Genomic DNA, 25,759 nt, shown 5'->3' with positions numbered 1-25,759 from the left:
AAACCTGAGGCAATGGTTTGAACCAAAAACCGCCCTTTAACAGCCCATCTCTCGCCTATTGATCCGGCCCTGTGACCTTTGAAGTGCAAGGCTTGCCTTGGGGACAGTGATCAGCGATGGTGGCATTGTGGGAGCCCCGCCCTCGGGGCGATGGGTGGTGGTCCGCGAGGCTCGATCGCGGCGAGGGCGCCGCTCCCACAAAAAAAGCGTTCATGCAAACTTCACAGGGCCGGATCAATGACTGACCACTCAGGTGTGTGAGGGGATGCGGCGGGTGACGATTTTCGGTACCCCGGTATGAGGAACCCGCCGCATCCCCTCACACACCGTCCCAGCGAAAGGCACACACCGTCCAAGCAACAGGCGAAAGGCAAAACGTCAGAGCAACCGAACCTTCACGCTCTTGCCCTTGATCTTGCCGTGCGACAACTGAGCTTCCACCTTCTTGGCCAAATCCGCCTGCACCGCCACATAAGTCGAAAACTCGTTCACATTGATCTTGCCCACCTGCTCGCGGGTCAAACCACACTCGCCCGCCAGCGCGCCCATCACGTCGCCTGCGCGAATCTTTTCTTTGCGCCCACCCACGATTTGCAGCGTGCGCATGGGCGGCTTCAACAAACCACCCGCAGCGGGCACCACATCGGCCAAAGGGGCCCAAGTCGACTCGCGGCCCTGCATGACCTCGATCTTGCCGATCGCACCCATCTCGTCCATGCTGGCCAGCGTCAGCGCCAAGCCCTCGGCATCGCCCCGGCCCGTGCGGCCAATGCGGTGGATGTGGATTTCCGGGTCGGGCGTCACGTCCACGTTGATCACGGCTTCAAGCCCTTCCACGTCCAACCCGCGTGAGGCCACATCGGTGGCCACCAACACCGAACAACTGCGGTTGGCAAACTGCACCAGCACCTGATCACGTTCGCGTTGCTCCAGCTCGCCAAACAGCGCCAGCGCGCTGTAGCCCTGGGCTTGAAGCACCGCCACCAGATCGCGGCACTGCTGCTTGGTGTTGCAAAAGGCCAGCGTGCGCTCGGGGCGGAAATGCGCCAGAAGTTTCGACACAGCGTCCAGGCGTTGGCTTTCGCTCACTTCGTAAAACACCTGGCGAATCTTGTGCGCACTGTGCTGCGCCTCCACTTTCACGGTCTGCGGTGAGCGCATGAACTGCGCCGCCAGCTTGGCGATGCCCTCGGGGTAGGTGGCCGAAAACAACAGGGTCTGACGGTCTTTGGCGCACTGGCGCATCACTTTGGCGATGTCGTCAAAAAAGCCCATGTCCAGCATGCGGTCGGCTTCGTCCAGCACCATCGTGTTCACACCCGCCAAACTCAGCGAGCCGCGCTCCAGGTGGTCCAGGATGCGTCCGGGCGTGCCCACCACCACATCGGCACCGTGCTCCAGGCTCACGGTCTGACCTCTCAAAGCCACGCCGCCACACAGGGTGACAACTTTCACGTTCTGGCGGGCACGCGCCAGTCGGCGGATTTCTTGCGTGACCTGATCGGCCAATTCACGGGTGGGGCACAAAACCACGGCCTGAATGGCCGCGCTGGGCGAGCCCGCCGTTTGCAGGCGCTCAATCAGGGGCAGGCCAAAAGCAGCGGTTTTGCCACTGCCCGTGCTGGCTTGGGCGATCAGGTCTTGTCCTGCGAGCGTCAAAGGCAAGCTGGCCGCCTGGATGGGCGTCATCTGGGTGTAGCCCAGTTGTTCAAGGTTTTGAAGGGTGGCAGGGGCCAGCGCAAGCTGGTCAAAGCGAACGTTTGTCGCGTTTTGGATTTTGGCAGTCATGCACCGATTATCGGTGGCGGTGATGCTGGTTGCTCGGCGACATGCTTGTCCACAGCCTGGTCGGTGGCTTCAGCCACACTGCGGATCTGTACCGAAGCGGTCATTGTCGGAGCTGAAGCTCCGACCTACACGACGGGTCGCAGGTTGACACACCGACCTGGACAAACTCAAGCGCTCATGCGCTCATGCGCATCGGAATGGTGATCGGCCCGTCATTGACCAGCGACACCTTCATGTCGGCCGCAAACTGACCCGTCTGCACCACCGGGTGCGCGGCTCGGGCCTGCGCCACAAAGTGCGCATACAAGCGCCGACCATCTTCGGGTGCCGCCGCCTGCGTGAAGCTCGGGCGGTTGCCCCCCGCCACATCGGCGGCCAGGGTGAACTGGCTGACCACCAGCAAACCTCCACCCACGTCCTGCACGCTCCGGTTCATCTTGCCCGCCTCGTCGCTGAAGATGCGCAGCTTGAGCATTTTGGCCAGCATCTTGTCGGCCACCGCCTCGGTGTCGCCTTTTTCGGCGCACAGCAGCACCAGCAAGCCCGCGTCAATCTGGCCAATCACCGCCCCCTCAACCCGCACACTGGCTTCACTCACCCTTTGCAACACCGCGATCATTTCAAGTCCCTCGCATCGTCAAAGTGCGCTTCCACATCGCTGGGCAAAAGCTGGATGGTGGCCCGCAAACCGGGCACCTCGCTCATCAGTGCCTGCTCCACGCTGGCGCGCAAAGCAGCGGCTCGTCCCAGCGTCCAGCTGGCGGGCATGTGCATGTGCACGTCCACAAAACGGCGCTGCCCAGCCTTGCGGGTGTTCAGGTGGTCAAAACGGATGATCTCGGTCTCGCCGCGCTGGTGTGCAAAGCCGTCGAGTACGCGCCGTACATCGGCCAGCACTTCAGGCTCCAGCGCTTCGTCCATGAGGCCCTGCGAAGACCGCCAAACCAGGCTCCAGCCTTCTTTCAGAATGTTCAGGGCCACGCCGATGGCAACCACGGCATCCAGCCACAGCCAGCCTGTGGCGCTGACCAGGGCAATGCCTACCACCACCCCGGCCGAAGTCCAGACGTCGGTCACCAAGTGCCGAGCATCGGCTTCAAGCGCCAGCGAGCGGTGCTGCCGGGCTGCGCGAAACATGAGCCAGGCCAGAAAACCGTTCAGGGCCGAGCTGCCCACCGACAAGGCCAGGCCCCAGCCCACCTGCTCAATCGGCTGGGGATCGAACAAGCGATGAGCCGCGACCCAAATGATGCCCAAGGCGGCCACCAAGATCAGGATGCCTTCAAAACCCGAAGAGAAATACTCGGCCTTGTGGTGACCGTAGGGATGGTCGTCGTCGGCAGGGCGCGCCGCAATCGTCACCATCATCAAGCCGAACACCGCACTGGCCAAATTGACCAGCGACTCCATCGCGTCCGACAGCAAACCGACCGAGTCGGTCAACCACCAAGCCCCGGTTTTCATGGCAATGGTGACCAGCGCCACCACCACCGAAGCCCACAGCATGCGGGTCGGCGTCATCCACGCGTCAAATCTTTTCATGGGCTGAGCATACCCCCGCTGGATGAGCTGTCCGTGCGCCAGCCCCCAGTCAAGACAGCGTGACCTTGGCAAACTTGCGCTTGCCCACTTGCACCACGTAAGTGCCCGCTTCGAGTTTCAGACCCTTGTCGCTGACCACGCTGGAGTCCACACGCACACCGCCGCCGTCGACCAAGCGTCCGGCTTCGGTGGTCGACGGGGCCAGGCCCGCTGACTTGAGCAAAGCCCCAATGCCCATGGGCGCGCCTGACAGACTGAGCTCGGGGATGTCGTCGGGCACACCCCCCTTGCTGCGGTTGATGAAATCCTGCTCGGCCGCATCGGCCGCAACTGCGCTGTGGAATCGGGCGGTGATTTCCTTGGCCAGCATGACCTTGGCATCCTTGGGGTTGCGCCCGTCTTCGACTTCTTTTTTCAGCGCCTCGATCTCGGCCATCGACTTGAACGACAGCAGGGTGTACCAGCGCCACATCAAGGTGTCTGAAATGCTCAGCACCTTGGCGAACATGGTGTTGGGCTCTTCGCTGATGCCGATGTAGTTGTTCTTGGACTTGGACATCTTGTCCACACCGTCCAGCCCTTCGAGCAGCGGCATCGTCAGGATGCACTGTGGCTCCTGGCCGTATTCGGCTTGCAGGTGACGCCCCATCAGCAGGTTGAACTTCTGGTCGGTGCCACCCAACTCCAGGTCACTTTTGAGCGCGACCGAGTCGTAACCCTGCATCAGCGGGTACAGGAACTCGTGCACCGAAATCGGGGTGCCGGCCTTGAAGCGGTCGTGGAAATCGTTGCGCTCCATCATGCGCGCCACGGTGTACTTGGCCGCCAGCTGAATCATGCCCATGGAGCCCAAGGGCAGACTCCACTCACTGTTGTAGCGAATTTCTGTTTTGGACGGGTCCAGCACCAAACTGGCTTGTTTGTAGTACGTCTCGGCATTGAGCTTGATTTGCTCGGGCGTGAGCGGCGGGCGGGTGCTGTTGCGGCCCGATGGGTCACCAATCAAGCTGGTGAAGTCACCAATTAAAAAGATGACCTGATGCCCCAAATCCTGAAGTTGCCGCATCTTGTTGAGCACCACGGTGTGACCGATGTGGATGTCCGGTGCCGTGGGATCCAAACCCAACTTGATGCGCAAGGGAACGCCGGTAGCCTCCGATTTGGCGAGCTTTTGCGACCAGTCCTCTTTGGGAATCAACTCTTCGCAGCCCCTCAAAGTGACTTCTAAAGCATTCACCACCGAATCAGTTAACGGGAATTTTGTAACAAGCGCTTGATTCATAAGGGTTTTTTCTGGCGTCAAAAAGCGGTGGCCCACTACAATGGGCCATCGTCAAAGTCGCTTATTTTAGAGGCGGCCATTGTCCGCCCTTTTACCAGCCCATCTTTGTTATTCACGGTGGCTGCCAACATCGCAAAATTGATGTCCTTTTTAATTGCTCTTCAGTCTCGGCTGACCTCATTGCTCGTTGCTTTTTTGTTTGTTTGCACTGCTTTTTTGGGTGCTGTGCTTTTGGCTGTGCAACGCTTGCTCGATTGGGTCGATGGTCAACACCCGTTTTTGACAGGTGCTTTTGATGCCTTAAGACGTGGGATCACCCGATACCCCAAAACACTGATGGCCAGCTTGGCTTCCTTGCTTATTGCTGGTGGTGGAGGTGCATTTGCAGTCGCCAACTTGGGGCCAGACATTTCAGATCTGCCAGTGGTCAACATCACCACGCCTGTTGACATTGCCCACATTCAGGCACAAGCCGCATCGCTTGATTTGGTAGATCTCCAACTGACCCGCACCGACACCACACGCTCCGCCGACACCCCTGAAAACTTGCTGCGCCGTCTGGGCTTGGTGGACCCTGAAACAGCTGCTTTTTTGCGTAAAAACCCGCTGGCGAAACTTGCACTTCAACAAGCCGGTCGTTCTGTTTCAGCGGAGGTCAACAGCGATCAACAATTGCGCAGCTTGCGCGTTCGTTGGCTGAAGAACGAAAACGACACCTTTTTTCAACGCTTGGTCATCAAGCGCACCCCTCAAGGTCTCGAGGCCGCTTTAGAAGCGTCTCCCATGAACACCAGTCTGCGCATGACCGGTGGCACTGTGGCTCGATCCTTGTACGACGCTGCCGATGAAGCGCGACTGCCCGATCCAGTGATCAACCAATTGACACAAATTTTCTCGAACCAAATCGACTTTCACCGAACTTTGCGAAAAGGTGCACGTTTTTCAGTCGTTTATGAAGTTCTGGAAGCCGATGGTGAGCCATTGCGAACAGGGCGCGTGCTCAGTGCAGAGTTCACCAACGACAACCAACAATTTGAAGCGGTCTGGTTTCAGGACCCCGGTCAAAAAGGAAGTTACTACGACATGGAGGGCAAAAGCCTGAGCCGCGCGTATTTGGCTGCACCATTGGCTTTTTCCAGAAAAACCAGCGGCTTCAGCATGCGTCTGCACCCCATTTTTCAGACCATGCGTGCACACCAAGGTGTGGATTACGCAGCGCCCACAGGCACACCTGCTCAATCCGTTGGTGATGGCGTTGTGGCATTTGCCGGCGTTCAGGGCGGGTACGGCAATATGGTGATTGTGAATCACGGTGGCAACCATTCGACCGTTTACGCTCACCTCAGCCGCATACAGGTCAAAAAAGGCCAAACGGTGCAAAAGGGTCAAGTGGTGGGTGCCGTGGGCTCGACAGGCTGGTCCACGGGTCCACATCTGCACTTTGAATTCCGAGTTAGCGGTGTTCACGTTGATCCTCAAAAAATCATTCAAATGGCGCAAAGCACACCCATCAGCCCAGCTGAAAAACCCCGCTTTAACACCTTGGTCGCCCAGGCGCGAATGCAGCTACAGGCTGCAGCTCAAATGCGCGAAAGCAACATCCAATAAAAGGGCCGCAAGGCCCTTTTTTGATGCACCACCACGAACGTCCGTTCTTGCACAATCTCAGCTCTTATTTTCCAAATGATCCCAGCCATTTTCATGGGCATGATGTCCGGTACATCTCTGGACGGTGTGGATGGTGTAGCAGCCCAGATTGAGCCATCGGGTCAACTGCGTGTGCTGGCCCATTCTTTTGTGCCATTTGCGCCTGCTTTCCGAGACCTCTTGATGCAACTCAATGAAAGCGGTCCTGATGAACTTCACCGAGCTGCGCTCGCAGGCAATGGTATTTCGCGCCATTACGCTCAAGTGGCCCATGATTTGCTCGCCCAGGCACAACTCACACCCAGTGACATCACAGCTTTGGGTGCACACGGACAAACTGTGCGCCACAGACCTCTCGAGTTCGATGGTGATCCGGCAACGCAACAAGCCGCGGTGGGCTACACCATTCAGCTGATCAACCCTTCTTTGCTCGCCGAACTCACGGGCATGGACGTGGTCTGCGATTTTCGCAACCGGGATCTTTCAGCGGGCGGTCAAGGAGCCCCCTTGGTTCCAGCTTTTCACCACGGTGTTTTTGGACAAAGTGACACCACGGTCGCCGTGCTCAACATCGGCGGCATTGCCAACTTGAGTGTGCTTCATCCTGATGGGTCTGTTCTCGGCTGGGACTGTGGACCGGGAAATGCACTCATGGATTACTGGTGTTCCATCCACACAGGCGCATCCTTTGACCACAAGGGTGCTTGGTCGGCCACGGGAATTGTGAACCCTGATTTGTTGGCCACCTTGATGGCTGAACCCTTTTTACAACGCTTGCCCCCGAAAAGCACAGGTCGAGACCTGTTTAACCCGGCTTGGTTGAAAACACGCTTGCCCATCGACGGCTACAGGGCTCAGGACATTCAAGCCACCTTGACCGAATTCACGGCCATGGCCTGTGCCCATGACATTCAGCATCAGGCTCCTTTGGCCCGAGAGCTGATTGTGTGTGGCGGCGGGGCTTTGAACGAGCAACTCATGCGCCGTTTGGCCCATCATCTGCCGGGTCTTCAGGTGACCAACAGCCAAGTTCGGGGCTTACCCCCTTTGCAAGTGGAAGCTGCCGCTTTTGCTTGGCTCGCGTTCAAAACGGTACGGCGCGAAACTTCCAGCCTGCCAAGCGTCACGGGCGCCCGAGGCGCCCGTGTTTTGGGGGCCATTTACCCCCGTTGATTGAGGGTCAGCCCACTGACCCTGGCTGAAGATCAGGTCGAGAAAGAAGAGCCGCAGCCGCAAGTCGATGTGGCGTTCGGGTTTTTAATGACGAACTGCGCACCTTGCAGGTCTTCTTTGTAGTCGATTTCGGCGCCAATCAGGTACTGGTAGCTCATCGCGTCGATTAACAGCGACACGCCATTTTTGCTCATGGTGGTGTCGTCTTCGTTGGTGATTTCGTCGAAGGTAAAACCGTACTGAAAGCCCGAGCAGCCACCGCCTTGCACAAACACGCGCAGCTTCAAATCAGGGTTGCCCTCTTCGGCAATCAGGTCGGCCACTTTGGCGGCCGCGCTGTCGGTGAAGACAATCGGTTCGGGCATTTCGGTCTGGATATTTTCAGCAAGAGCGCTCATGGGGTTTCTCCGGTTCAATGCCAAATAGTATAGCGCGCTGGTCGGGAATTACCGCTCAGCCAATCCAGTAACGCTACTGGGCTCATGGGCTTTTCCAATCTCAAGCGGCCAAACAAAAAGCCGCTGCGGCGAACCGGAGCGGCTTTTTGGCCAAACAGGCAAAGCAGATTAACGCTTGGAGAACTGCTTGCGGCGACGAGCGGAGTGCAAGCCGACCTTTTTACGTTCGACTTCACGGGCATCGCGAGTGACAAAACCAGCTTGGCTCAGCATAGGCTTGAGCGAAGCGTCGTAGTCAATCAGGGCGCGGGTGATGCCGTGGCGCGATGCGCCGGCTTGACCGGATTCGCCACCGCCGTGCACGTTGATCATGATGTCGAAAGTTTCGGCATGGTTGGTCAACATGAGGGGTTGCTTGGCGATCATGATCGAAGTCTCGCGGCCAAAGTAGGCTTGGATGTCCTTGCCGTTGACCGTGATCTTGCCAGTGCCTTTTTTCAGAAACACGCGGGCGACGCTGGATTTGCGACGGCCTGTGCCATTGTTCCATTCACCAATCATCTCAAGGCTCCTTAGATGTCCAGCACTTTAGGCTGTTGGGCGGTGTGTGGATGCTCAGCGCCGCCATACACCTTGAGTTTCTTGATCATGGCGTAACCGAGTGGGCCCTTGGGCAGCATGCCCTTGACAGCCTTCTCGAGTGCGCGGCCAGGGTGCTTGGCTTGCATGTCGCGGAAGTTGGTTGCAGTGATACCGCCGGGATAGCCCGAGTGACGGTAATACACTTTGTCGATGGTCTTGGTGCCCGTCACTTTGAGCTGGGCAGCATTGATGATGACGATGAAGTCACCGGTGTCGACGTGAGGCGTGTAAATGGCCTTGTGTTTGCCGCGCAAACGGAGAGCAACTTCGCTGGCTACTCGTCCGAGGACCTTGTCGGTCGCGTCAATCACAAACCACTCGTGCACGACCTCAGCGGGTTTGGCGCTGAAAGTAGTTGTCATGAGTTTTCTCTTTGAAGAAAGGTTTGTCGGGCCCTTTTCCACGGTCGGTGTTCCTCTGTTGGGAACCTCTTAGGTGGGAGATTGCTTGGACCTTTTCAGGTCTGGGCGTCTTCGCCGCGGGGCCACAAAATCGCTGCGAAGCCTTCTATTATACGAAAAATCAAGGACTTGCGGGCGTTATTGGTTACCATCGACGCATGTTCAGTTACCGACACGCTTTCCACGCAGGCAACCATGCCGATGTGCTCAAACACATCACCTTGCTTGCCACCATGCGCCACCTCATGCAAAAAGAGGCCGGCATCACCCTCATTGACACCCACGCTGGGGCCGGTTTGTACCGCCTGGACGGTGATTATTCGCAAAAAGGTGCCGAAGCCGAGGACGGCCTCTTCAAACTACTGGCCGCAGCAGAAAAGCTCGACAGTCTGCCCGAGCCCGTTCAAGACTACCTTGAACAGATCGCCAGCTTCAACCCCAACGGGCAAGCCAAGATCTACCCCGGCTCGCCCTTTTTGATGCAACGCCTGATGCGCCACGCATCGCGCGACCGCTTGCGGCTGTTCGAGTTGCACCCCACCGACAGCAAAGCCCTGATGTCCAACATCGCCCAGCTCGAAGCCGGACGCACGGTCACGGTGAGCCGCGAAGACGGCTTTGAGGCCCTCAAAAAGCTGCTACCGCCACCGCCATCGGCCACAGGCTCCAAGCGGGCCATGGTGTTGATCGACCCGAGCTACGAGATCAAGTCGGATTACAGCAAGGTCGCCAGTGTCATCCAGGAATACCTCAAGCGCTTTTCCACAGGCACTTATTTGGTTTGGTACCCGATCATTCCGCGCCCAGAGGCGCACGACCTGCCCAAACGCCTGCGCACTTTGTCGAATCAGTCGCAAAAGCCTTGGCTCAATGCCACGTTAGCGATTGGTCGGGGGCCAGGCGATGAGGGCGGCCTGGTGGCCAGTGGCATGTTCGTCATCAACCCACCCTTCACCCTCAAAGACCAGATCCGCAAGGCTTTGGATGTGGTCGGCCCAGCCTTGGCGCGTGGGTCTGGCAAAAATTGGGCTGTGGAGTCGTCTTGAGCGTTCAGCGTGACGTGTGCTGAGTTCAGTGCTCAACGCAAAAAATAAGTGCAAACCCTGATGATGAAGGATTCAAATTAACCGACCGAACGGTCGGTTAATTGGTATACTGGCATCCGCGCCTCGATCATCCCATCCTGTTTGGCGCGGGAGAAGCCCATGTACACGCAATCTTTCAGCGTCCCGGACTCATCCGAGGAAGCCAAATCAACCGGCCTGAAGGCCGTCCCCAAAGCCCTGAGCGCTCAAGACGCAGCCCTGCAAGCCGCCTTTGACGCCCGCATCGACGCCGATGGCCGCATCGAGCCCCGCGAGTGGATGCCCGAGGCCTACCGCAAGACCCTGGTGCGCCAAATCAGCCAGCACGCCCACAGCGAAATCGTCGGCATGCTGCCCGAAGGCAACTGGATCAGCCGCGCCCCCAGCTTGAAGCGCAAAGCCATCCTGATCGCCAAAGTGCAAGACGAAGGCGGTCACGGCCTGTACCTGTACAGCGCTGCCGAGACCCTGGGCACCAGCCGTGACCAAATGCTCGACGCCCTGCACAGCGGCAAGGCCAAATACAGCTCCATCTTCAACTACCCCACGCTCAACTGGGCCGATGTGGGCGTGGTCGGCTGGCTGGTCGATGGCGCGGCCATCATGAACCAGGTGCCTCTGTGCCGCTGCTCTTATGGCCCTTATGCCCGCGCCATGGTGCGCGTGTGCAAAGAAGAAAGCTTCCACCAGCGCCAAGGCTACGAAGCCTTGCTGGTGATGATGCAAGGCACTGCCGAGCAAAAAGCCATGGTGCAAGACGCCGTGAACCGCTGGTGGTGGAAATGCTTGGCCATGTTTGGCCCGCCCGACGCCGACAGCCCCAACAGCGCACAAGGCATGCGCTGGGGCATCAAACGCATCAGCAACGACGACCTGCGCCAAAAGTTTGTGGACGCCACCGTGCCCCAAGCCAAGGTGCTGGGCGTGACCCTGCCCGACCCAGATTTGAAGTGGAACGAAGCCCGCCAAGCGCACGACTACGGCCAGATCGACTGGGATGAATTTTGGGCCACCGTCAACGGCAACGGCCCCTGCAACAAAGAGCGCCTGGGTGCTCGCGTCAAGGCCTGGAACGACGGCGCCTGGGTGCGCGAAGCGGCCCTGGCCCACGCCAAGAAACAACAGCAACGTCAGATGAAGGAAGCAGCATGAGCACCGCCGCATTGAAAGAATGGCCTCTGTGGGAGGTTTTTGTCCGCTCCAAGCAAGGCCTGGAACACAAGCATTGCGGCAGCCTGCACGCATCCGATTCAGAGCACGCTTTGCAAATGGCACGCGATGTCTACACCCGCCGCCAGGAAGGCGTGAGCATCTGGGTCGTGCCCTCGGCCAATATTTCGGCGAGCGAGCCCAATGACAAGCCCGAATTCTTCGATCCGGCCAGCGACAAGGTCTACCGCCACCCCACTTTCTACGCGATTCCAGAAGAAGTCGGCCACATGTAAAGCCGTTCGGCGCTCAGCGTTGAGCGTCACGCACCCAACACCCTTATGAACACGCCCAACTCCCCAACGGCCGCGCTCAACGCGCCGGTCGATTACCTGCTGCACCTGGCCGACAACGCGCTGATCCTCGGACAGCGCAACGCCGAATGGTGTGGCCACGGCCCCATCCTCGAAGAAGACATCGCGCTGTCCAACAACAGCCTGGACCTGGTGGGCCAAGCCCGCATGCTTTACCAGCACGCGGCCGAGCTGCAAGGCGGCGGCGCCACCGAAGACACGCTGGCGTATTTCCGCGACGTGCCCGACTTCAAGAACTACACCTTGTGCGAATTGCCGCACATGCCCTTGATGTCGGCCACGGCCCAAGGCGACCGCGATTTCGCCATGACCATGGCGCGCAATTTTTTGTACAGCAGCCTGATGGTGCTGGTCTGGGACCAGCTGCAAAACTCCAAAGACACACAACTGGCCGCGATTGCCGCCAAGTCACTCAAGGAAGTGCGTTACCACCTGCGCCATTCACGCGACTGGCTGGTGCGTCTGGGCGACGGCACTGACGAGTCCCATGCCAAAGCGCAAATGGCCCTCGACCAGCTGATGCCCTACACCCAGGAGTTTTGGGCCAGCAGCCCGCATGAAGCCGCCGCGCTGGCCAACGGCACGGGCATCGACATGGCCGCCTTGCAAAACGACTGGAACCAGATCGTGAATGAGGCCCTGCAAGAGGCCACCCTGAAGCGCCCGGCCGATGGCGGTTTTGTGCCCACAGGCAAACAAGGCCTCCATTCCGAGCACCTGGGTTTTGTGTTGGCCGAAATGCAAAGCCTGGCCCGCGCCCATCCTCAAGCCACCTGGTAATCCCCAAGCCAAGCCAAGCCATGTCCACCCTCACTTCTCAGCCCAGCACCGCCGATATGGCCCGCGCCTGGGCCCTGCTCGACGCCTTGACCGACCCGGAAATTCCGGTGGTCACTTTGCGCGAACTGGGCATCTTGCGCGATGTGCGTGCAGGGGATGCCGGGCTGGAGGTGGTCATCACGCCCACCTACAGCGGTTGCCCGGCCATGGGCCAGATCGAGGACGATGTGAAAGCCCTGTTGCAGGCCCACGGCCTGCAAGGCCGCGTGGTCACGCAACTGGCCCCAGCTTGGACCACCGACTGGATGACCGACGCCGCCAAAGACAAACTGCGCGCCTATGGCATCGCCCCGCCGCACGCCTGCAGCAGCGCGGGTTCGGGCACGGCCAACGTGGTGCAGTTTGCAGCCCGTGGGGCCAAGCCCGAGGTGGTGAACTGCCCGCAATGCGGCTCGGCCAACACCACCGAAACCTCCCATTTCGGCTCGACCGCCTGCAAGGCCCTTTACCGGTGCCTGGCTTGCATGGAGCCCTTCGATTACTTCAAACCTTACTGAGCGGCCTTGCCGCCCTGAAGCACCATGTCCGCACCCCGATTTCATGACCTCCCGATCGCACGCATTTCACCCGAAGCGGCTGGTGCCGTGGCGATCACGCTGAACGTGCCGGCCGATCTGCGCAGCAGCTTCGACTTCCAGCCGGGCCAGTTTCTGACCTTGCGTGCGGACATCAACGGCGCGGATGTGCGCCGCAGTTACTCCATCAGCTCGGCCCGCAGCCAGCTGCAAAAGAACGGCGTGCTCGAAGTGGGCATTCGCCCCGTGGAAGGCGGCGTGTTCTCCAACTGGGCCGCCACCCAACTCCAAGCAGGCGACACCTTGCGCGTGATGCCGCCCGATGGCCGTTTTGTGGTGCAGCGCCCCCGCGCCATTCACCGCGTGGGCTTTGCAGCAGGCTCGGGCATCACGCCCATCCTGTCCATCCTGGCCAGCACCCTGGAAGACCAACCCGAGAGCAAGTTCACCTTGGTCTATGGCAACCGCCGCATGGACAGTGTGATGTTCAACGAAGCGCTGCAAGACCTGAAGGACCGCTATCCCTCGCGTCTGACCTTGATCCATGTGCTCTCGCGCCAGGCACAAGAAGTGCCTTTGCTGGAAGGGCGCATCGACGCGGCCAAGGTGCAGGCCATCATCGACGCCTTCTTGCCTGTGGGCAGCATGGACGAGGTGTTTGTGTGCGGCCCGGAAGCCATGATCGAAGCCACTGAGCAGGCACTCCTGACGGCTGGTGTCAAAGCCGAGCGCATCCGCACCGAGCGATTCAGCTCACCCACGCTGGATGCCCTGGCCCCCGAGGTCCGCGCCAAAGCCGTATTGGGCCACCCCGCCACCCGTGAACAAGGCGAAGTTCAACTCACCGTGGTGCTGGACGGCAAGCCCTACAACATGCCGATGAACCGCAACGAGAAGATCCTGGACATCGCCTTGTCGCTGGGCCTGGACCTGCCCTATTCGTGCAAAGCCGGGGTGTGCTGCACCTGCCGCTGCAAGGTCATGGAAGGCACGACCGAGATGGAGAAGAACTTCACCCTCGAAAAGCCCGAAGTCGAACAAGGCTTCATCCTGTCTTGCCAAGCCCGCCCCACCAGCGAACGCGTGGTGATCAGTTTCGACGAACGCTGAAATCCGCGCAGCACGCCCGCCATGGTCGCTGCGCAAAACGTTGCTTGTCGGACCTGAAGGCCCTGCGAAACCATCCCTCGTAGGTCGGGCCTTTAGGGTCGCACGGCCATCTTTTCGCGCAGCGACATTTTCAAGAGGTGGTGGTGCACAACGTCGGACCTGAAGGTCCGACCTACAGGAGAACCCGGGTTCACTCGCCCGATTGCTGCATCGCCCACATGCTGGCGTAGCGGCCTTGTTGGGCCAGCAGCTCGGCATGGTTGCCGCGCTCAATGATCTGGCCCGCATCCATCACCAAAATCTCGTGTGCGTCCACCACCGTGGACAAGCGGTGGGCAATCACCAAGGTGGTCTTGTTTTGCGCCACATTGGCCAGCTCGGATTGGATCGCACGTTCATTGGCGGAGTCCAGCGCCGAAGTGGCTTCGTCAAACACCAATATCGGCGGGTCCTTGAGCAAGGTGCGGGCAATGGCCACGCGTTGCTTTTCGCCACCCGACAATTTCAGCCCCCGCTCGCCCACCGAAGTTTGGTAACCCTTGGGCGTGGAGGCGATGAAGTCGTGGATGCGGGCCGAACGCGCCGCACCCTCGATCTCGGCCTGACTCGCCCCCGGGCGGCCATAGGCGATGTTGTAAGCCACGCTGTCGTTGAACAGCACCGTGTCTTGCGGCACGATGCCCAAGGCTTGGCGCACACTGTTTTGGGTGACCTGCCGGATGTCCTGCCCGGCAATGCGAATGAAGCCTTTCTGCACGTCGTAAAAGCGGAACATCAAACGCGCGAGCGTGGACTTGCCCGAACCCGAAGGCCCGACTACTGCCACCGTTTTGCCAGCCGGGATGGTGAAGCTGATGTCTTTCAGGATCGGGCGGTCGCTTTCGTAGGCAAAAGACACGCGGTCAAACACCACATCGGGCGCACCCTGCAAAGCCAGCGCAGGCGCAGCGGGCGCATCGGCCACTTCGCGCTCACGGTCCATCAGCACAAACATCTTGTCCAGATCGGTCAGGCTTTGTTTGATCTCGCGGTACAGCACACCCAAAAAGTTGAGCGGGATGTAGAGCTGGATCATGAAGGCGTTGATCATGACCAGGTCACCCAAGGTCATGCGCCCGGCCACCACCCCTTCAGTGGCCCGCCAAAGCATGGCCACCAGGGCCGAGGCGATGATGAGCTGCTGACCGGTGTTGAGCACCGACAAAGAGGTTTGTGCCTTCAAGCGCGACAGGCGCAGGCGCTCCAGGCTTTCGTCGTAACGACCCGCCTCAAAGCGCTCGTTGCCAAAGTACTTGACGGTTTCGTAGTTCAGGAGCGAGTCGATGGCGCGGGTGTGCGCGGCCGAGTCGAACTCGTTGGCCTGCTTGCGAAACTGCGTGCGCCACTCGGTCACGCGCACGGTGAAGAAAATATAAAACGCCAAGGCTGCCAAGGTGATGCCCGCGAACCAGGCGTCAAACTTGACCGCCAAAATGGTCAGCACCAAGCCCACCTCGATCAGCGTGGGGATGATGCTGTACAGCGAATACGAAATCAACGACTCGATGCCGCGCACGCCCCGCTCGATGTCGCGTGTCATGCCTCCGGTCTGCCTGGCCAAATGAAAACGCAGGCTTAAAGCGTGCAGATGCTCAAAAGTCTGCAGGGCAATGCTGCGCGAAGCGCCTTGTGTGGCCTTGGCAAACACCAGCTCGCGCAATTCGGTGAATGCGGATGTCAGCAAGCGCAAAGCGCCGTACCCCACCAACAAGGCCACCGGTACCACCAAGACCGCTTGAGGGTCACCGGGCTTGAGGCTCATGGCGTCCACCAGCTCCTTGAGCAGCAGGGGCACGCTCACATTGGCCAGCTTGGCGCACACCATGAGGCTGAGCGCAATGACCACGCGCCATTTGTATTGCCACAAATAGGGCAAAAGGCGCGACAAGGTTTTCCAGTCGCCCCCGGCAGGCTGCTGAGCGGCCTTGCCGGAAGCTGAGCCGGTCTGGGGTGAATGGGGGGAAGCAGAGGCGGCAGGTTCGCCGTGGTGGCGCATAAAGGACAATCCAGTTCAACGATAACCACCGATTGTGCCCATGTCTGAACCCCAACGCCCCAACACCGTGTCTTTGCCCACCGACCAAGAGCTGGTGCTCAAGGTCATCCCCATGCCCGCCGACTGCAACGCGAGCGGCGATATTTTTGGCGGCTGGGTCATGGCGCAGGTCGACTTGGCCGGAGCCGTGTTGCCCGCGCGGCGTGTACGCGGGCGCATGGTCACCGTGGCGGTGAACGAGTTCATCTTCAAACAGGCCGTCAAGGTGGGCGACATCCTGTCGTTTTTCTCACGCATCGTGCGCGTGGGCCGCACCTCGGTCACCGTCAAGGTGGAGGTGTTTGCCGAACGATTTCAGTTGCAGGGCCAGTACATCAAGGTCACTGAAGCAAATCTGACCTATGTCGCAGTGGACGACCAAGGCAAGCCCAGGCCCGTGCCTGCGGAGTGATTCGGCTTGTGGCGCTCAGGACACGATGTAAGCCGCAGCACCCGTGGACATCAAGGTGCAGTCAGGCCCACAAAACTCCATGCGCGATGAACCCACCCGCGAGCCCACACGCAAGGCGTTGGCGGTGATGGTGAAGTGCTCGCCAATGCCTGGGCGCAGGTAGTCCACCCGCAAGTCGATGGTGCCCAGCTTGGCAAAGCGCTCCAGACGCTTGGCGGGTGGCTCGTCCATGTGTTTGGCCGCCAACGCCGCCATGACGGCCGCGCTGCCAATGGCGTCGAGCACCGCGCTGATGACGCCGCCATGGATGCGGTTGTAGGCAAAGTGCCCGACCAACTCAGGCCGCATCTCGATGCGGGCCTCCACGCCGTCTGGCGTGACCTTGACGAGCTTCAAGCCCAAGGTTTTGTTGAAGACGATTTTTTCTTCGTAGATCTGGCGAAAACCTTCGATGTACTCGGGTTCCAGAACGATGGGGTCAGGTGAACGGTGGGGCATGCCTGCGATTCTAGGGAAGAACCGCGCTCAGCAGCCCCAAGCCTTCAAAGTTTGGAAAAGTCGGGTTTGCGCTTTTCCATGAACGCACCAAAGGCCTCCTTGGCGGCGGGCTCACGCAGCATGCGGCCAAAGCTTTGGCCTTCTTCGTCCATCTTTTGCAGCACGGCCTGTTGATCGCCGCCCTTCATCAAGCGCTTGGTGGCGATGAGTGAAGTGAGCGGCTTGGCGGCCAACTTCCGGGCCTGCGCCTGCGCGTAGCCGTTGACTTCGGTGGGTGGCACCACGCGGTTGACCAGACCAACCTCTTGCGCGGCTTCGGCAAAAAAGGGCTCGCCCATCAACAAGGCTTCGGCGGCGCGGTGGTAGCCAAACATGCGCGGCGCGAGAAAGCTCGAAGCCGCCTCAGGGCACAGACCCAAGTTGACAAAAGGCATGGAGAACGCCGCGTTGTCACCGGCATAGACCAGGTCGCAATGGAACAACATGGTGGTGCCGATGCCCACGGCAGGCCCTGCCACAGCGGCGAGCAGTGGCTTTTCGAAGGTGGCAATGCCTCGCAGGAAACGGAATACGGGCGACTCTTGTGTGGAAGGCGGCTGGTTCAAAAAGTCGCCGATGTCGTTGCCCGCGCTGAAGATGCTCTCGTGCCCCTGAAACACCACGACCCGAACGGCGGGATCGGCAGCGGCTTGGGCCACCGCGTCGGCCATGGCCGCGTACATGGACGAGGTGATGGAGTTTTTCTTGTCCAGGCGGTTGAAGGTGATGGTCATCACCCCCGCGTCGGTGTGGGTCAGGATGTCAGACATGGTGGTCCTTGAGGTCAAATGAATGGGGCGAGGCGGTTCACTGAACCCGAATCCAGGTTTGCGTGCGTCCCAAAATGGGCGCGCCGATGAAACCCCGGACTTCGAGTTTTTTACCGCCGTCGATCGGGGTCAGGCGCAGGCTGTAGTTTTTGCCGTTCTCGGGATCGAGGATTTTCCCACCCTCCCATACCGCTTTGCCGTCACTTTGTTGACCGCCCCGGATGATTTCCATGCCGATTTTGGGTTTGTCTTTGCGGTCATCGGTGCACAAGTTGCAGTTCGGCTCGGTGTTGGGGTTGTTTTGCAGCGACCGTTCGACCACGCCCGACAAGCCCCCTGCTGCGTTTTGGCTGATGCGAATTTCGGCTTTGGGCTGCTTGCTCTCGTCGTCGATGCTGCGCCACAGGCCCACCGGGCTCATTTGGGCGTGGGCGGCCAGGCTCAGCAAGCCCAAGCTCAAGGTCAATGCGCTTTTGATCATGGGGTTCTCCCTTTTTGAAAGTGGGCTCAGGCCAGCGCGGCGTCGGTGTCCATCAACACATCGCTGCCCGCGCGGATGCGGCGCATCAGTGTCGAGGTTTCGGGCATCAGGCGGGTGAAGTAAAACCGCGCGGTCTGCAATTTGGCCTGGTAGAACGGATCGGGCCGCTGCGCCTCTTCTTCGGCTTCGGCCAGTTTGGCCAGCGCGATCTGCGCCGAACGGGCCCAGAAGTAACCCAGCACCAGGTGGCCCACCACGCGCAAATAGTCCACCGCAGCAGCACCCACTTCGTCGGCATTGCTCATGGCTTTCATGCCGACTTCGCCGGTGAGTTGCGTGAGCTTTTGGCCCAGATCGGCCAGCGGCTTGATGAACTCGCCCATGGCTTCGTTGGCCATTTCGGCCTTGACCAGTTGCTCGACCAGTTTGCCGAACTTTTTGAGTGTGGCACCCTGGTTGCCCAACACTTTGCGGCCCAGCAAGTCGAGCGACTGGATGGTGTTGGTGCCTTCGTAGATCATGTTGATGCGGGCGTCGCGCACAAACTGCTCCATGCCCCACTCCTTGATGTAGCCGTGGCCGCCAAACACCTGCTGGCAGGCCGATGTGGCTTCCCAAGCGTTGTCGGTGGTGAAGGCTTTCACGATGGGTGTGAGCAGGGCCACGACTTCGGCGGCCTCGGCACGCACGGCCTCATCGGGGTGGTTGATCTCTTTGTCCAGCAGCAAAGCGCAGTAGCAGGCCAGGGCACGGCCACCTTCGGCATAGGCCTTGGCCGTCATCAGCATGCGGCGGACATCGGGGTGCACGATGATCGGGTCGGCAGGTTTGCCGGGGGCTTTGACGCCGGTGAGCGAGCGCATTTGCACGCGGTCTTTGGCATAGGCCAGCGCGTTTTGGTAAGCCACTTCGGTCAGACCCAGCGACTGGTTACCCACACCCAGACGGGCGGCGTTCATCATCACGAACATCGCAGCCAGGCCTTTGTTCGGTTGGCCCACCAGGGTGCCCACCGCGCCGTCCAAAACCATTTGGCAAGTGGCATTGCCGTGGATGCCCATCTTGTGCTCCAGGCCACCACAGTAAATGCCATTGCGCTCGCCCATGCTGCCGTCGGCGGCCACATTGAACTTGGGCACGATGAACAGGCTGATGCCTTTGCTGCCGGGGGGCGCGTCGGGCAAACGGGCCAGCACCAAGTGCACGATGTTGGGGGCCAGGTCGTGCTCGCCTGCGCTGATGAAAATCTTTTGACCGCTCAGCTTGTAGGTGCCATCGGCCTGTGGCTCGGCCTTGGTGCGCAACATCCCCAGATCGGTGCCGCAATGCGGCTCGGTCAGGCACATGGTGCCAGTCCACTCGCCGCTGGTCATCTTGGGCAAATACAGGGCTTTTTGCTCGTCCGTGCCGTGGGCGTGCAGGCACTCATAGGCGCCATGGCTCAAGCCCGGGTACATGGTCCAAGCCTGGTTGGACGAGTTGAGCATTTCGTAAAAGCACTGGTTGACCACAAAGGGCAAGCCCTGGCCGCCGAAGTCGGGATCGCAGCTCAGCGATGGCCAGCCACCGGCCACGTACTGCTCATAAGCGGCCTTGAAACCGTCGGGCGCTTTGACCTCGTGTGTGTCGCGGTTGAGCTGGCAGCCCTGGGTGTCGCCCGAAATGTTCAAGGGAAAAACAACTTCGGCTGCGAATTTGCCGCCTTCTTCGAGCACCGCGTTGATGGTGTCGGCGTCGGTGTCGGCGTGCTTGGGCAAGGCCTTGAGTTCGGCACTCACGTTGAGCAATTCGTGCAAGACAAACTGCATGTCGCGCAGGGGGGGGTTGTAGACGGGCATGGGTATTCCTGATTGAAAAGGGTGAAGTGTCTAAACAGTCAAACTCAAGGCTTGACCACCAGGTCTTGGGGATCTGACGCCGCCTGCGCGTTGCTCGCATAGCGGTCCAAAATGTGCAGAAAACCACGTCGCGCTCTCTCTGATGCGCTGGGATCACGCAAAAAACGAGCCTCGTAATGCAAGGCCAAAATCAGGCCGTGGATTTCAAAAGCGATTTGATGGGCATCGGACGCTCGGCTGAGCTGTCCCTCAATTTGTGCCAGCTCCACAGCCCGGCGCAAGGCGGTTTGCCATGTGGCCACCGAACGGGCCAAGGCATCGCGCACGGGCCCAGTGCGGTCGTCAAACTCCACGGCTCCACTGATGTAAATGCAACCCGAATCGATTTCAGCCGAGGTCTGAACCATCCAATTGTCAAAAAGCGCCTGCAACCGCGGCACACCACGGGGCTGCTGCATGGCCGCGTAAAACACTTCGGCCTCAAAACGGTCGTGGTATTCGCGAATCACCGAAATTTGCAGCTCTTCACGCGAGCCAAAATGCGCAAACACACCCGATTTGCTCATGCCTGTGACTTCGGCCACGGCACCAATGGACAATCCTTCCAGGCCAATTTGAGAGGCCAAACCCAAAGCGGCATCAATGATCACGGTCTTGGTTTGCTGGCCCTTGATCAGCACGCGGCGGCCCGTTTCTGCACTGGGCGCAGGGGTGGTTTTGCGGGGGTGTTTGGGGTCGGTCATGGGGCATAAAAAGAACGATCGTTCTATTTTGCACCATTTTTCAAAACCGTCCCCCACATCAGGTTTCACCCAAGGTCAATGGGGGGACGTCCAAAGCCGGACCCCAAATGCCTGACCCACTTCAAAAGTCTGACATCCGTCGCTCTGAGTCAGGCTTGAGGGTCCAGACCAGAGGCAGGCAAATGCCCAGCCAACTCCAACTGCATGATGATCATGTTGACCAGTGTGGCCACCGAGGGGCGTCCAGTCTCCAGGACAAAATGCGCCGTTTCTCGGTAAAGCGGGTCGCGGGCTTCAAACAGCGCCCTCAGGCGGCTCAACGGGTCATCGACTTGCAACAAGGGCCGCCCTGTATCGTGGCGCACACGCCGGTAGACATCTTCAGGTGTGGACCGCAAATAGATCACATGACCCCGCGCATGCAAATGACGGCGATTGGTTTCGCGCAACACCGCACCGCCTCCGGTTGCGATCACCCCCTGATGAGACAGCGTCAAATCATCGATCACTTGTTGCTCGACATCGCGAAAACTGTCCTCGCCCTGGTGTTCGAAATACTCCCGAATTGAACACCCCAGTCGGTGCTCAATCACATGGTCGGAATCGACGAAGGGCACGCCCAGTCGACGTGACAGATGCCGACCGATGGTGGTTTTACCCGAGCCCGGAAGGCCCACAAAGATGATGCTCAATGAAATCTCGCACAGGATAGTCAGGGCTGACCAAGGGTCTCCAGCCAGCGCCTCTTGAATAAACCTGAAGTGTATTCCAACGATTGCCCACACTGAGACGCCTGAACGTCTGTGCGGAATGTGCGACTCAAGGTGGGGTCAGCGCCGGGTCATCGGCCATGACCCGAGGCGTCAAGAAAATCAGCAACTCGCTTTTGCGCTGTGCCTGATCTCGGTTCTTGAACAACCAACCCAAGCCGGGCACATCGCCCAAACCGGGCACTTTGGACTCATTGTTGCGGTCTGTTTCTTCGTAAATGCCCCCCAGCACCACGGTACCGCCATCTTCTACACGCACCTGAGTTTTGACGTGCTTGGTGTTGATCGCATACCCAGCGGGCGTGATTTGCCCCACACTGTCTCGGTTGACATCGACATCCAGCACCACAGACCCGTCTGGGGTGATTTGCGGCGTGACCTCGAGCTTCAAATTGGCCTTGCGAAAGGTGATCGATGTGGCACCACTGGCCGAAGCCGTTTGGTAGGGCAATTCGGTGCCCTGCTCGATCAGGGCCTTGGTTTGATCGGCCGTCACCACCCTGGGGCGCGAGACCACCTTGCCACGACCATCGGCTTCCAAAGCTGAAATTTCCACATTAATGAAACGGTCTGCCGCAGCGTTAAAAAGTGACACGGCAAAATTGGCGGGCGTATTCAGGGTCTGCCCAGCCGACCCGGCCGGAAAATTCACCTGATTCCCGGTCACCACCCCCGCCCCGGTGGCCGAGTTGGTGGCCCCCAGGGCCAAGGTGTTGCTGCGGTTGTTCACGCGCAAAGGCACCGCCAGACCGGCACCCAACCTGATGCCCAATGACTGACCAAACTGGTCATCCGCCTCGACAATTCGGGCCTCGATCAGGACTTGCCTGACCGGCACATCCAACTGCGCCAGCAGCGTTTGCACATCGGCCAAACGGGCGGGCAAATCAGACACAAACAACTGATTGGTGCGAGGCTCCGACAAGACGCTGCCCCGACTGCTGAGCCAACGCCCCCCACTGCCGCCCGGTGCAAGTCCCCCTCCTTGCAAACGCTGGGCCACCTCGCTAGCGCGGGCATATTGCAAACGCACGGTCATCAATTGAAGGGGGCTGACGGCCTCCAGGGCGGCTTGTGCTTCGAGTTGTTTTTTCTCGCGCAAGGCCCATTCTTCTTGCGGTGCGACCCACAGCACTCGGCCCTCTTGCCGCGAAGCCAGACCCTTGGACTGCAGCACAATTTGCAAGGCTTGAGGCCAGGGGACTTCGGTCAAGCGCACGGTCACTTGGCCACTGACGCTGTCGGTGGCAATCAAATTCAGGCCTGTGAAATCGGCAAACACCTGGAGCAAGGTCTTGATGTCGATGTTCTGAAAATTCAAACTGATCGTTTGCATTGGGGACGCCACACCGCCGGAAGACGCTGATCGCTCAACATCGGGTCTGACTTCCGCCCCCCAAGCCCCCATTGTCCCCACCGTGCACAAAAAAATGGCAGACACCGTCAAACGCTGAACCATCTGTTTCATTTGAAGGCCTTATCAAAAGTCAACACCCTGACGGGTTCCAGACCTGCACGCAAGCTCACCGCCTGATCGCCAATGGCCACCAAGCGGTGACCCTCCTGGCTCACGCGATGCCCCACCTGAGCGCTGACCCAATGCGGCCCGAACGCCAATATCGCGTGGACGGTCTGCGGCCCATGCCATACGCCCAACAATCGCACCCCTGCCATGGGCCAGTGCTTGGGATCAGGCGAATCCACCGCTGCGGTTTGTGGCGCTGCCAATGCACCGTCGAGTCCTGCAGGCGCAAGCGCCATGACCATCTCAGAACCCGCGGGCGCACCATGAAAAAACAGGGCCGGTCCCTGAGTGCTCACCGTGTTGGATACGGTTTGTCCTCGCCATGCCTTGTCCCCATCCTGGTCTGCACGCAACCAAACACGCAAGAGCACGTCGATGTCGACCCACGGCGCATGGGCTTGTGGGGTGATGCGCAAACGCTCCATCGTCCACACGGGCATGCCTTCACTCAAGGCGGTCCAGGCACGTCCCCAATCGTCAAAGCGCCCCCTCAAACGCAAGGCCACGGCCTGACTGGACAAGGGCGCGGCCACTTTGTCACTCACAGGTTGCAGGGACAACAGCTCCAAACGGTGGCGCTCAAAGCTTTGTTGCAAAGCAGGCCAAAGCAGTGACCGCGACGACACGCCCGGCAAATGGGCCAAGCTCTGTGACAGCGCCTGGGCCGCCTCCCCCTTTGCCGAGTCTGACGCTCCAGGCAAGTCACGAGGCTGCGTCGCCACCTGAACACGCAAATCGGCCAACACACCCTGGGCTTGCCAGAGTTCTTCCAAAGTTTCGGCCTGCCAAAGCCCCATCACCAACAGCACCGCAAAAAAAGCCGTACAGGCATACACCCACCGCCGGTAGATCCGCCGAGCTTGTCTTTGCAGCCAACTGGGGCCTTCAGATCGCCAAAGCTGCCAAAGCCCTGTCCATGACTGAGACCGGATACTTTGCAATGAGCTGGAATGCTGCGCCATGGCCCTCATGGCGAAGCCTTTTCCGGGGAGCCTGAGGGCGAAGCAGCACCGGGTTTTTCATACCGGGCCCCCAGCCCCAGCCCATCGGCGTGCCAGACAAACTCCACGGCAGCCGAACGGTCGGGCAGCACTGGACTCGGGTTGGAGCCAAGCCCATCGGCGACAAACTGGGCCCGGGTCAAGCTCAAGACCCAAGGCAATTGTTGCGACAGCCGCTCTCTGGATTGGTTCATGCTGTTGAGGTCTTTGGCTCGGCCCTGCAACTCCAGACGATCGGAGGTCAACTGCAAACTCAACAATTGCAATCCACCCTGGGCAGCCTCTTGTTGCAAGGCGCGATTCAATGCCTCCCATGCCTTGTGCTGCTTTGCCACCTGTTGCAAGTGCTGCAACTGCAGTTGCCCTTGGCCTTGCTGAAGTTTCGATTGATTGGCCGCTTGCTGTTGCAGTTTTTGTGCGCTGACGTGGGCATTCAGGCGCTGCTGCTCTTGCTGCAAAAACAGCCTGTATGAATCACTCCAATGCAGCAGCAAAAAGCCCACCAAGCTCCCTGTTGCAACGCCCGCAGCCAAGGTCCATCGCCGATGAAATCGTCTGCGTTGCCGGTCCAAACCGGGGTAATTGAGCAAATTCAAGGCGGCCATCACAACCACACCCTCAAGGCCAAACCCGCCGCCATCAGTCGCGCCCCTGCCTCTGTTTTCATGGCTTGATGCAGTCCTGGTTCGGCCATCAAATCCAGCGGGTGCCCCTGCATCTGTGCCGCCAACTCTTTGACGGATTGCACGCGAAATTGCCAATCTTGTGTGGACTGGGTCAACACACTGCCCATGCCGCCTTGCAAAGCGGCAACCGCCCTTTGTGCGGCCAACACGGCAGGCTCGACACTCTCGAGCTGCCACCCGGCCGCTCGTGTGCAAATTTTGTAGTCGTCTATTTGCGATTGCGTGCAGCCCACCCAATGGACTCGCTGGACAGCTTCGTGGGTTTGGATTTCAGGATAAAAATCAAAATGAACTTCATCGGCGGGCTTGCCCAGCAATTGCGAGACCTCCAACTGGACTTCGGTGGCCCATTCGTCGGCGACCAGATGAGCGGGTAGCTCCAACACCCCTGAAACACACTGCTCACTCGACAGCGCCATGCTCACCCGGTGCTGTTGCCGCCCACGCAGCGCTCCGGCTTCACGCAAACACTTGCCCAAACCCGGCCAGACAGTCTCGTCTTGGGAGGGAGACCATTGAATACTGGTGTGAACACTGATCAACTCAGGCGTGAGCAAGTTCAAACCCACCAAGCTCCAAGACGGCCCATGGCTGGCCAAACCCCAGGCCTGCCTTACGGGTCTCACCGACATCCCTCGCCAAAACATGGACCAGGCTTGCATGAATTTCCTCGGCTCAAAGCCTCAAAAGTTGCGTCAATGAAGCTTTTGTAACATGAATCACAAGTTCAAGCTTGTTTTTTTAAAATAAAAGTACGCACAAATCAAACAACCCATCCACACCTGGGACCAGAGATTTTTATAATGCGCTCAGTTCGGCAACCCGCTGGGCAAGCCTCCAATCTTTCATGCCCACCACCGACTCACACCAGCCCTCCTCCACCAAGGCCGGCCCAAACAAAGGCTCCAAGAGCCTGTTTGCTTGGCTCGCTCAATTGGCCATTTGGGTTGCCACCCTGGCCTCAGCGGCGTTGTTT

Annotated in this window: 27 protein-coding genes; 9 read left to right on the top strand and 18 right to left on the bottom strand. The window is 59.4% G+C overall.

The genetic code is table 11. The annotated features are described in order from the left end of the window. Positions 1–378: 378 nt before the first annotated feature. The 4 genes from dbpA to tyrS form a co-directional block, all read right to left on the bottom strand. Positions 379–1,788 carry an ATP-dependent RNA helicase DbpA gene (gene dbpA / locus B9Z48_RS00570; protein WP_108376825.1) on the bottom strand — a complete coding sequence of 470 codons (1,410 nt, stop codon included), beginning with the start codon at positions 1,786–1,788 and terminating at the stop codon, positions 379–381. A 175-nt stretch (positions 1,789–1,963) separates the two neighbouring features. Then, positions 1,964–2,407, bottom strand: coding sequence for a D-aminoacyl-tRNA deacylase (gene dtd / locus B9Z48_RS00565; RefSeq protein ID WP_089953372.1), 444 nt, complete (start codon positions 2,405–2,407; stop codon positions 1,964–1,966). Next, entirely contained in the window at positions 2,404–3,330 is a 927-nt protein-coding gene (locus tag B9Z48_RS00560) for a cation diffusion facilitator family transporter (protein WP_089953375.1), read from the bottom strand. Before B9Z48_RS00560 ends, dtd begins: the two co-directional genes overlap by 4 nt. Positions 3,331–3,379: 49 nt before the next feature. Then, positions 3,380–4,612: a tyrosine--tRNA ligase gene (gene tyrS, locus B9Z48_RS00555; RefSeq protein WP_108376824.1), complete on the bottom strand. Its 1,233-nt coding sequence runs from the start codon at positions 4,610–4,612 to the stop codon at positions 3,380–3,382. Between the two features lie 225 nt (positions 4,613–4,837). On the opposite strand from tyrS, the gene B9Z48_RS00550 reads away from it, so the two are divergent. Continuing rightward, positions 4,838–6,220, top strand: a complete 1,383-nt coding sequence (locus B9Z48_RS00550; RefSeq protein WP_368665909.1) for a peptidoglycan DD-metalloendopeptidase family protein — start codon at positions 4,838–4,840, stop codon at positions 6,218–6,220. 75 nt (positions 6,221–6,295) lie between these two features. Further along, positions 6,296–7,432: an anhydro-N-acetylmuramic acid kinase gene (locus tag B9Z48_RS00545; protein ID WP_108376823.1), complete on the top strand. Its 1,137-nt coding sequence runs from the start codon at positions 6,296–6,298 to the stop codon at positions 7,430–7,432. 32 nt (positions 7,433–7,464) lie between these two features. Here B9Z48_RS00545 and erpA read toward each other — a convergent pair whose 3' ends face one another. The 3 genes from erpA to rplM form a co-directional block, all read right to left on the bottom strand. Beyond that, a complete protein-coding gene (gene erpA / locus B9Z48_RS00540) occupies positions 7,465–7,830 on the bottom strand; it encodes an iron-sulfur cluster insertion protein ErpA (protein WP_062402414.1) in 366 nt (121 codons plus the stop codon). Positions 7,831–7,998: 168 nt separating this feature from the next. Further along, entirely contained in the window at positions 7,999–8,391 is a 393-nt protein-coding gene (gene rpsI / locus B9Z48_RS00535; RefSeq protein ID WP_053172304.1) for a 30S ribosomal protein S9, read from the bottom strand. Positions 8,392–8,402: 11 nt separating this feature from the next. Continuing rightward, positions 8,403–8,834 carry a 50S ribosomal protein L13 gene (gene rplM, locus B9Z48_RS00530; protein WP_089953382.1) on the bottom strand — a complete coding sequence of 144 codons (432 nt, stop codon included), beginning with the start codon at positions 8,832–8,834 and terminating at the stop codon, positions 8,403–8,405. 197 nt (positions 8,835–9,031) lie between these two features. Between rplM and B9Z48_RS00525 the strand changes: the two genes are divergently transcribed. The 6 genes from B9Z48_RS00525 (at position 9,032) to B9Z48_RS00500 (ending at position 13,946) form a co-directional block, all read left to right on the top strand. Next, positions 9,032–9,919: a 23S rRNA (adenine(2030)-N(6))-methyltransferase RlmJ gene (locus B9Z48_RS00525; protein WP_108376822.1), complete on the top strand. Its 888-nt coding sequence runs from the start codon at positions 9,032–9,034 to the stop codon at positions 9,917–9,919. A 159-nt stretch (positions 9,920–10,078) separates the two neighbouring features. Further along, on the top strand, positions 10,079–11,110 hold the full coding sequence (paaA, locus tag B9Z48_RS00520) for a 1,2-phenylacetyl-CoA epoxidase subunit PaaA (protein WP_108376821.1): 1,032 nt from the start codon (positions 10,079–10,081) through the stop codon (positions 11,108–11,110). Then, positions 11,107–11,403: a 1,2-phenylacetyl-CoA epoxidase subunit PaaB gene (gene paaB / locus B9Z48_RS00515; RefSeq protein WP_089953390.1), complete on the top strand. Its 297-nt coding sequence runs from the start codon at positions 11,107–11,109 to the stop codon at positions 11,401–11,403. Before paaA ends, paaB begins: the two co-directional genes overlap by 4 nt. A gap of 45 nt (positions 11,404–11,448) precedes the next feature. Further along, positions 11,449–12,261 carry a 1,2-phenylacetyl-CoA epoxidase subunit PaaC gene (paaC, locus tag B9Z48_RS00510; RefSeq protein WP_108376820.1) on the top strand — a complete coding sequence of 271 codons (813 nt, stop codon included), beginning with the start codon at positions 11,449–11,451 and terminating at the stop codon, positions 12,259–12,261. Between the two features lie 20 nt (positions 12,262–12,281). Further along, positions 12,282–12,818 carry a 1,2-phenylacetyl-CoA epoxidase subunit PaaD gene (gene paaD / locus B9Z48_RS00505; protein WP_108376819.1) on the top strand — a complete coding sequence of 179 codons (537 nt, stop codon included), beginning with the start codon at positions 12,282–12,284 and terminating at the stop codon, positions 12,816–12,818. Positions 12,819–12,842: 24 nt separating this feature from the next. Then, positions 12,843–13,946, top strand: coding sequence for a 2Fe-2S iron-sulfur cluster-binding protein (locus B9Z48_RS00500; protein ID WP_108376818.1), 1,104 nt, complete (start codon positions 12,843–12,845; stop codon positions 13,944–13,946). Between the two features lie 190 nt (positions 13,947–14,136). On the opposite strand, the gene B9Z48_RS00495 is transcribed toward B9Z48_RS00500, so the two are convergent. Continuing rightward, positions 14,137–15,981, bottom strand: coding sequence for an ABC transporter ATP-binding protein/permease (locus B9Z48_RS00495; RefSeq protein WP_108376817.1), 1,845 nt, complete (start codon positions 15,979–15,981; stop codon positions 14,137–14,139). Between the two features lie 40 nt (positions 15,982–16,021). On the opposite strand from B9Z48_RS00495, the gene B9Z48_RS00490 reads away from it, so the two are divergent. Then, positions 16,022–16,432: an acyl-CoA thioesterase gene (locus B9Z48_RS00490; protein WP_089953404.1), complete on the top strand. Its 411-nt coding sequence runs from the start codon at positions 16,022–16,024 to the stop codon at positions 16,430–16,432. A gap of 15 nt (positions 16,433–16,447) precedes the next feature. Here B9Z48_RS00490 and B9Z48_RS00485 read toward each other — a convergent pair whose 3' ends face one another. The 10 genes from B9Z48_RS00485 to pilM all read right to left on the bottom strand — a co-directional run bounded on the left by B9Z48_RS00485 (position 16,448) and on the right by pilM (position 25,415). Continuing rightward, positions 16,448–16,930: a thioesterase family protein gene (locus B9Z48_RS00485; RefSeq protein WP_108376816.1), complete on the bottom strand. Its 483-nt coding sequence runs from the start codon at positions 16,928–16,930 to the stop codon at positions 16,448–16,450. 44 nt (positions 16,931–16,974) lie between these two features. After that, positions 16,975–17,739 carry an enoyl-CoA hydratase gene (locus tag B9Z48_RS00480; RefSeq protein ID WP_108376815.1) on the bottom strand — a complete coding sequence of 255 codons (765 nt, stop codon included), beginning with the start codon at positions 17,737–17,739 and terminating at the stop codon, positions 16,975–16,977. A 37-nt stretch (positions 17,740–17,776) separates the two neighbouring features. Further along, complete coding sequence (locus B9Z48_RS00475; protein WP_089953412.1) at positions 17,777–18,220, bottom strand: DUF2147 domain-containing protein; 444 nt, start codon at positions 18,218–18,220, stop codon at positions 17,777–17,779. Positions 18,221–18,246: 26 nt separating this feature from the next. Beyond that, the gene (locus tag B9Z48_RS00470) at positions 18,247–20,058 is read right to left on the bottom strand and encodes an acyl-CoA dehydrogenase C-terminal domain-containing protein (protein ID WP_108376814.1); all 1,812 of its coding nucleotides are present in this window, start codon (positions 20,056–20,058) and stop codon (positions 18,247–18,249) included. Positions 20,059–20,102: 44 nt separating this feature from the next. After that, positions 20,103–20,801 carry a TetR/AcrR family transcriptional regulator gene (locus B9Z48_RS00465; RefSeq protein WP_089953418.1) on the bottom strand — a complete coding sequence of 233 codons (699 nt, stop codon included), beginning with the start codon at positions 20,799–20,801 and terminating at the stop codon, positions 20,103–20,105. Positions 20,802–20,950: 149 nt separating this feature from the next. Beyond that, entirely contained in the window at positions 20,951–21,493 is a 543-nt protein-coding gene (locus B9Z48_RS00460; RefSeq protein WP_089953421.1) for a shikimate kinase, read from the bottom strand. Positions 21,494–21,620: 127 nt separating this feature from the next. Next, positions 21,621–22,907 carry a type IV pilus secretin PilQ gene (locus tag B9Z48_RS00455; RefSeq protein ID WP_233260971.1) on the bottom strand — a complete coding sequence of 429 codons (1,287 nt, stop codon included), beginning with the start codon at positions 22,905–22,907 and terminating at the stop codon, positions 21,621–21,623. Between the two features lie 128 nt (positions 22,908–23,035). Further along, the gene (locus tag B9Z48_RS00450) at positions 23,036–23,893 is read right to left on the bottom strand and encodes a hypothetical protein (protein ID WP_146186212.1); all 858 of its coding nucleotides are present in this window, start codon (positions 23,891–23,893) and stop codon (positions 23,036–23,038) included. A gap of 170 nt (positions 23,894–24,063) precedes the next feature. Beyond that, complete coding sequence (locus B9Z48_RS00445; protein ID WP_108376811.1) at positions 24,064–24,702, bottom strand: hypothetical protein; 639 nt, start codon at positions 24,700–24,702, stop codon at positions 24,064–24,066. Then, positions 24,702–25,415, bottom strand: coding sequence for a pilus assembly protein PilM (pilM, locus tag B9Z48_RS00440; RefSeq protein ID WP_233260970.1), 714 nt, complete (start codon positions 25,413–25,415; stop codon positions 24,702–24,704). Before pilM ends, B9Z48_RS00445 begins: the two co-directional genes overlap by 1 nt. Positions 25,416–25,759 lie beyond the last annotated feature (344 nt).

This window comes from Limnohabitans sp. WS1 (assembly GCF_003063265.1).
In the GTDB taxonomy this organism is placed as follows: domain Bacteria; phylum Pseudomonadota; class Gammaproteobacteria; order Burkholderiales; family Burkholderiaceae_C; genus Limnohabitans_A.
Note: the sequence above shows the minus strand (reverse complement) of the source record. Positions and strands in the feature narration are given on the sequence as shown.

Excerpts from the sequence above, each read along its gene's own strand:
- dbpA (WP_108376825.1), bottom strand. The coding sequence starts at position 1,788 with ATGACTGCCAAAATCCAAAACGCGACAAACGTTCGCTTTGACCAGCTT.
- dtd (WP_089953372.1), bottom strand. The coding sequence starts at position 2,407 with ATGATCGCGGTGTTGCAAAGGGTGAGTGAAGCCAGTGTGCGGGTTGAG.
- B9Z48_RS00560 (WP_089953375.1), bottom strand. The coding sequence starts at position 3,330 with ATGAAAAGATTTGACGCGTGGATGACGCCGACCCGCATGCTGTGGGCT.
- tyrS (WP_108376824.1), bottom strand. The coding sequence starts at position 4,612 with ATGAATCAAGCGCTTGTTACAAAATTCCCGTTAACTGATTCGGTGGTG.
- B9Z48_RS00545 (WP_108376823.1), top strand. The coding sequence starts at position 6,296 with ATGATCCCAGCCATTTTCATGGGCATGATGTCCGGTACATCTCTGGAC.
- erpA (WP_062402414.1), bottom strand. The coding sequence starts at position 7,830 with ATGAGCGCTCTTGCTGAAAATATCCAGACCGAAATGCCCGAACCGATT.
- rpsI (WP_053172304.1), bottom strand. The coding sequence starts at position 8,391 with ATGATTGGTGAATGGAACAATGGCACAGGCCGTCGCAAATCCAGCGTC.
- rplM (WP_089953382.1), bottom strand. The coding sequence starts at position 8,834 with ATGACAACTACTTTCAGCGCCAAACCCGCTGAGGTCGTGCACGAGTGG.
- B9Z48_RS00525 (WP_108376822.1), top strand. The coding sequence starts at position 9,032 with ATGTTCAGTTACCGACACGCTTTCCACGCAGGCAACCATGCCGATGTG.
- paaA (WP_108376821.1), top strand. The coding sequence starts at position 10,079 with ATGTACACGCAATCTTTCAGCGTCCCGGACTCATCCGAGGAAGCCAAA.
- paaB (WP_089953390.1), top strand. The coding sequence starts at position 11,107 with ATGAGCACCGCCGCATTGAAAGAATGGCCTCTGTGGGAGGTTTTTGTC.
- paaC (WP_108376820.1), top strand. The coding sequence starts at position 11,449 with ATGAACACGCCCAACTCCCCAACGGCCGCGCTCAACGCGCCGGTCGAT.
- paaD (WP_108376819.1), top strand. The coding sequence starts at position 12,282 with ATGTCCACCCTCACTTCTCAGCCCAGCACCGCCGATATGGCCCGCGCC.
- B9Z48_RS00500 (WP_108376818.1), top strand. The coding sequence starts at position 12,843 with ATGTCCGCACCCCGATTTCATGACCTCCCGATCGCACGCATTTCACCC.
- B9Z48_RS00495 (WP_108376817.1), bottom strand. The coding sequence starts at position 15,981 with ATGCGCCACCACGGCGAACCTGCCGCCTCTGCTTCCCCCCATTCACCC.
- B9Z48_RS00490 (WP_089953404.1), top strand. The coding sequence starts at position 16,022 with ATGTCTGAACCCCAACGCCCCAACACCGTGTCTTTGCCCACCGACCAA.
- B9Z48_RS00485 (WP_108376816.1), bottom strand. The coding sequence starts at position 16,930 with ATGCCCCACCGTTCACCTGACCCCATCGTTCTGGAACCCGAGTACATC.
- B9Z48_RS00480 (WP_108376815.1), bottom strand. The coding sequence starts at position 17,739 with ATGTCTGACATCCTGACCCACACCGACGCGGGGGTGATGACCATCACC.
- B9Z48_RS00475 (WP_089953412.1), bottom strand. The coding sequence starts at position 18,220 with ATGATCAAAAGCGCATTGACCTTGAGCTTGGGCTTGCTGAGCCTGGCC.
- B9Z48_RS00470 (WP_108376814.1), bottom strand. The coding sequence starts at position 20,058 with ATGCCCGTCTACAACCCCCCCCTGCGCGACATGCAGTTTGTCTTGCAC.
- B9Z48_RS00465 (WP_089953418.1), bottom strand. The coding sequence starts at position 20,801 with ATGACCGACCCCAAACACCCCCGCAAAACCACCCCTGCGCCCAGTGCA.
- B9Z48_RS00455 (WP_233260971.1), bottom strand. The coding sequence starts at position 22,907 with ATGCAAACGATCAGTTTGAATTTTCAGAACATCGACATCAAGACCTTG.
- B9Z48_RS00450 (WP_146186212.1), bottom strand. The coding sequence starts at position 23,893 with ATGGGGCTTTGGCAGGCCGAAACTTTGGAAGAACTCTGGCAAGCCCAG.
- B9Z48_RS00445 (WP_108376811.1), bottom strand. The coding sequence starts at position 24,702 with ATGGCCGCCTTGAATTTGCTCAATTACCCCGGTTTGGACCGGCAACGC.
- pilM (WP_233260970.1), bottom strand. The coding sequence starts at position 25,415 with ATGTCGGTGAGACCCGTAAGGCAGGCCTGGGGTTTGGCCAGCCATGGG.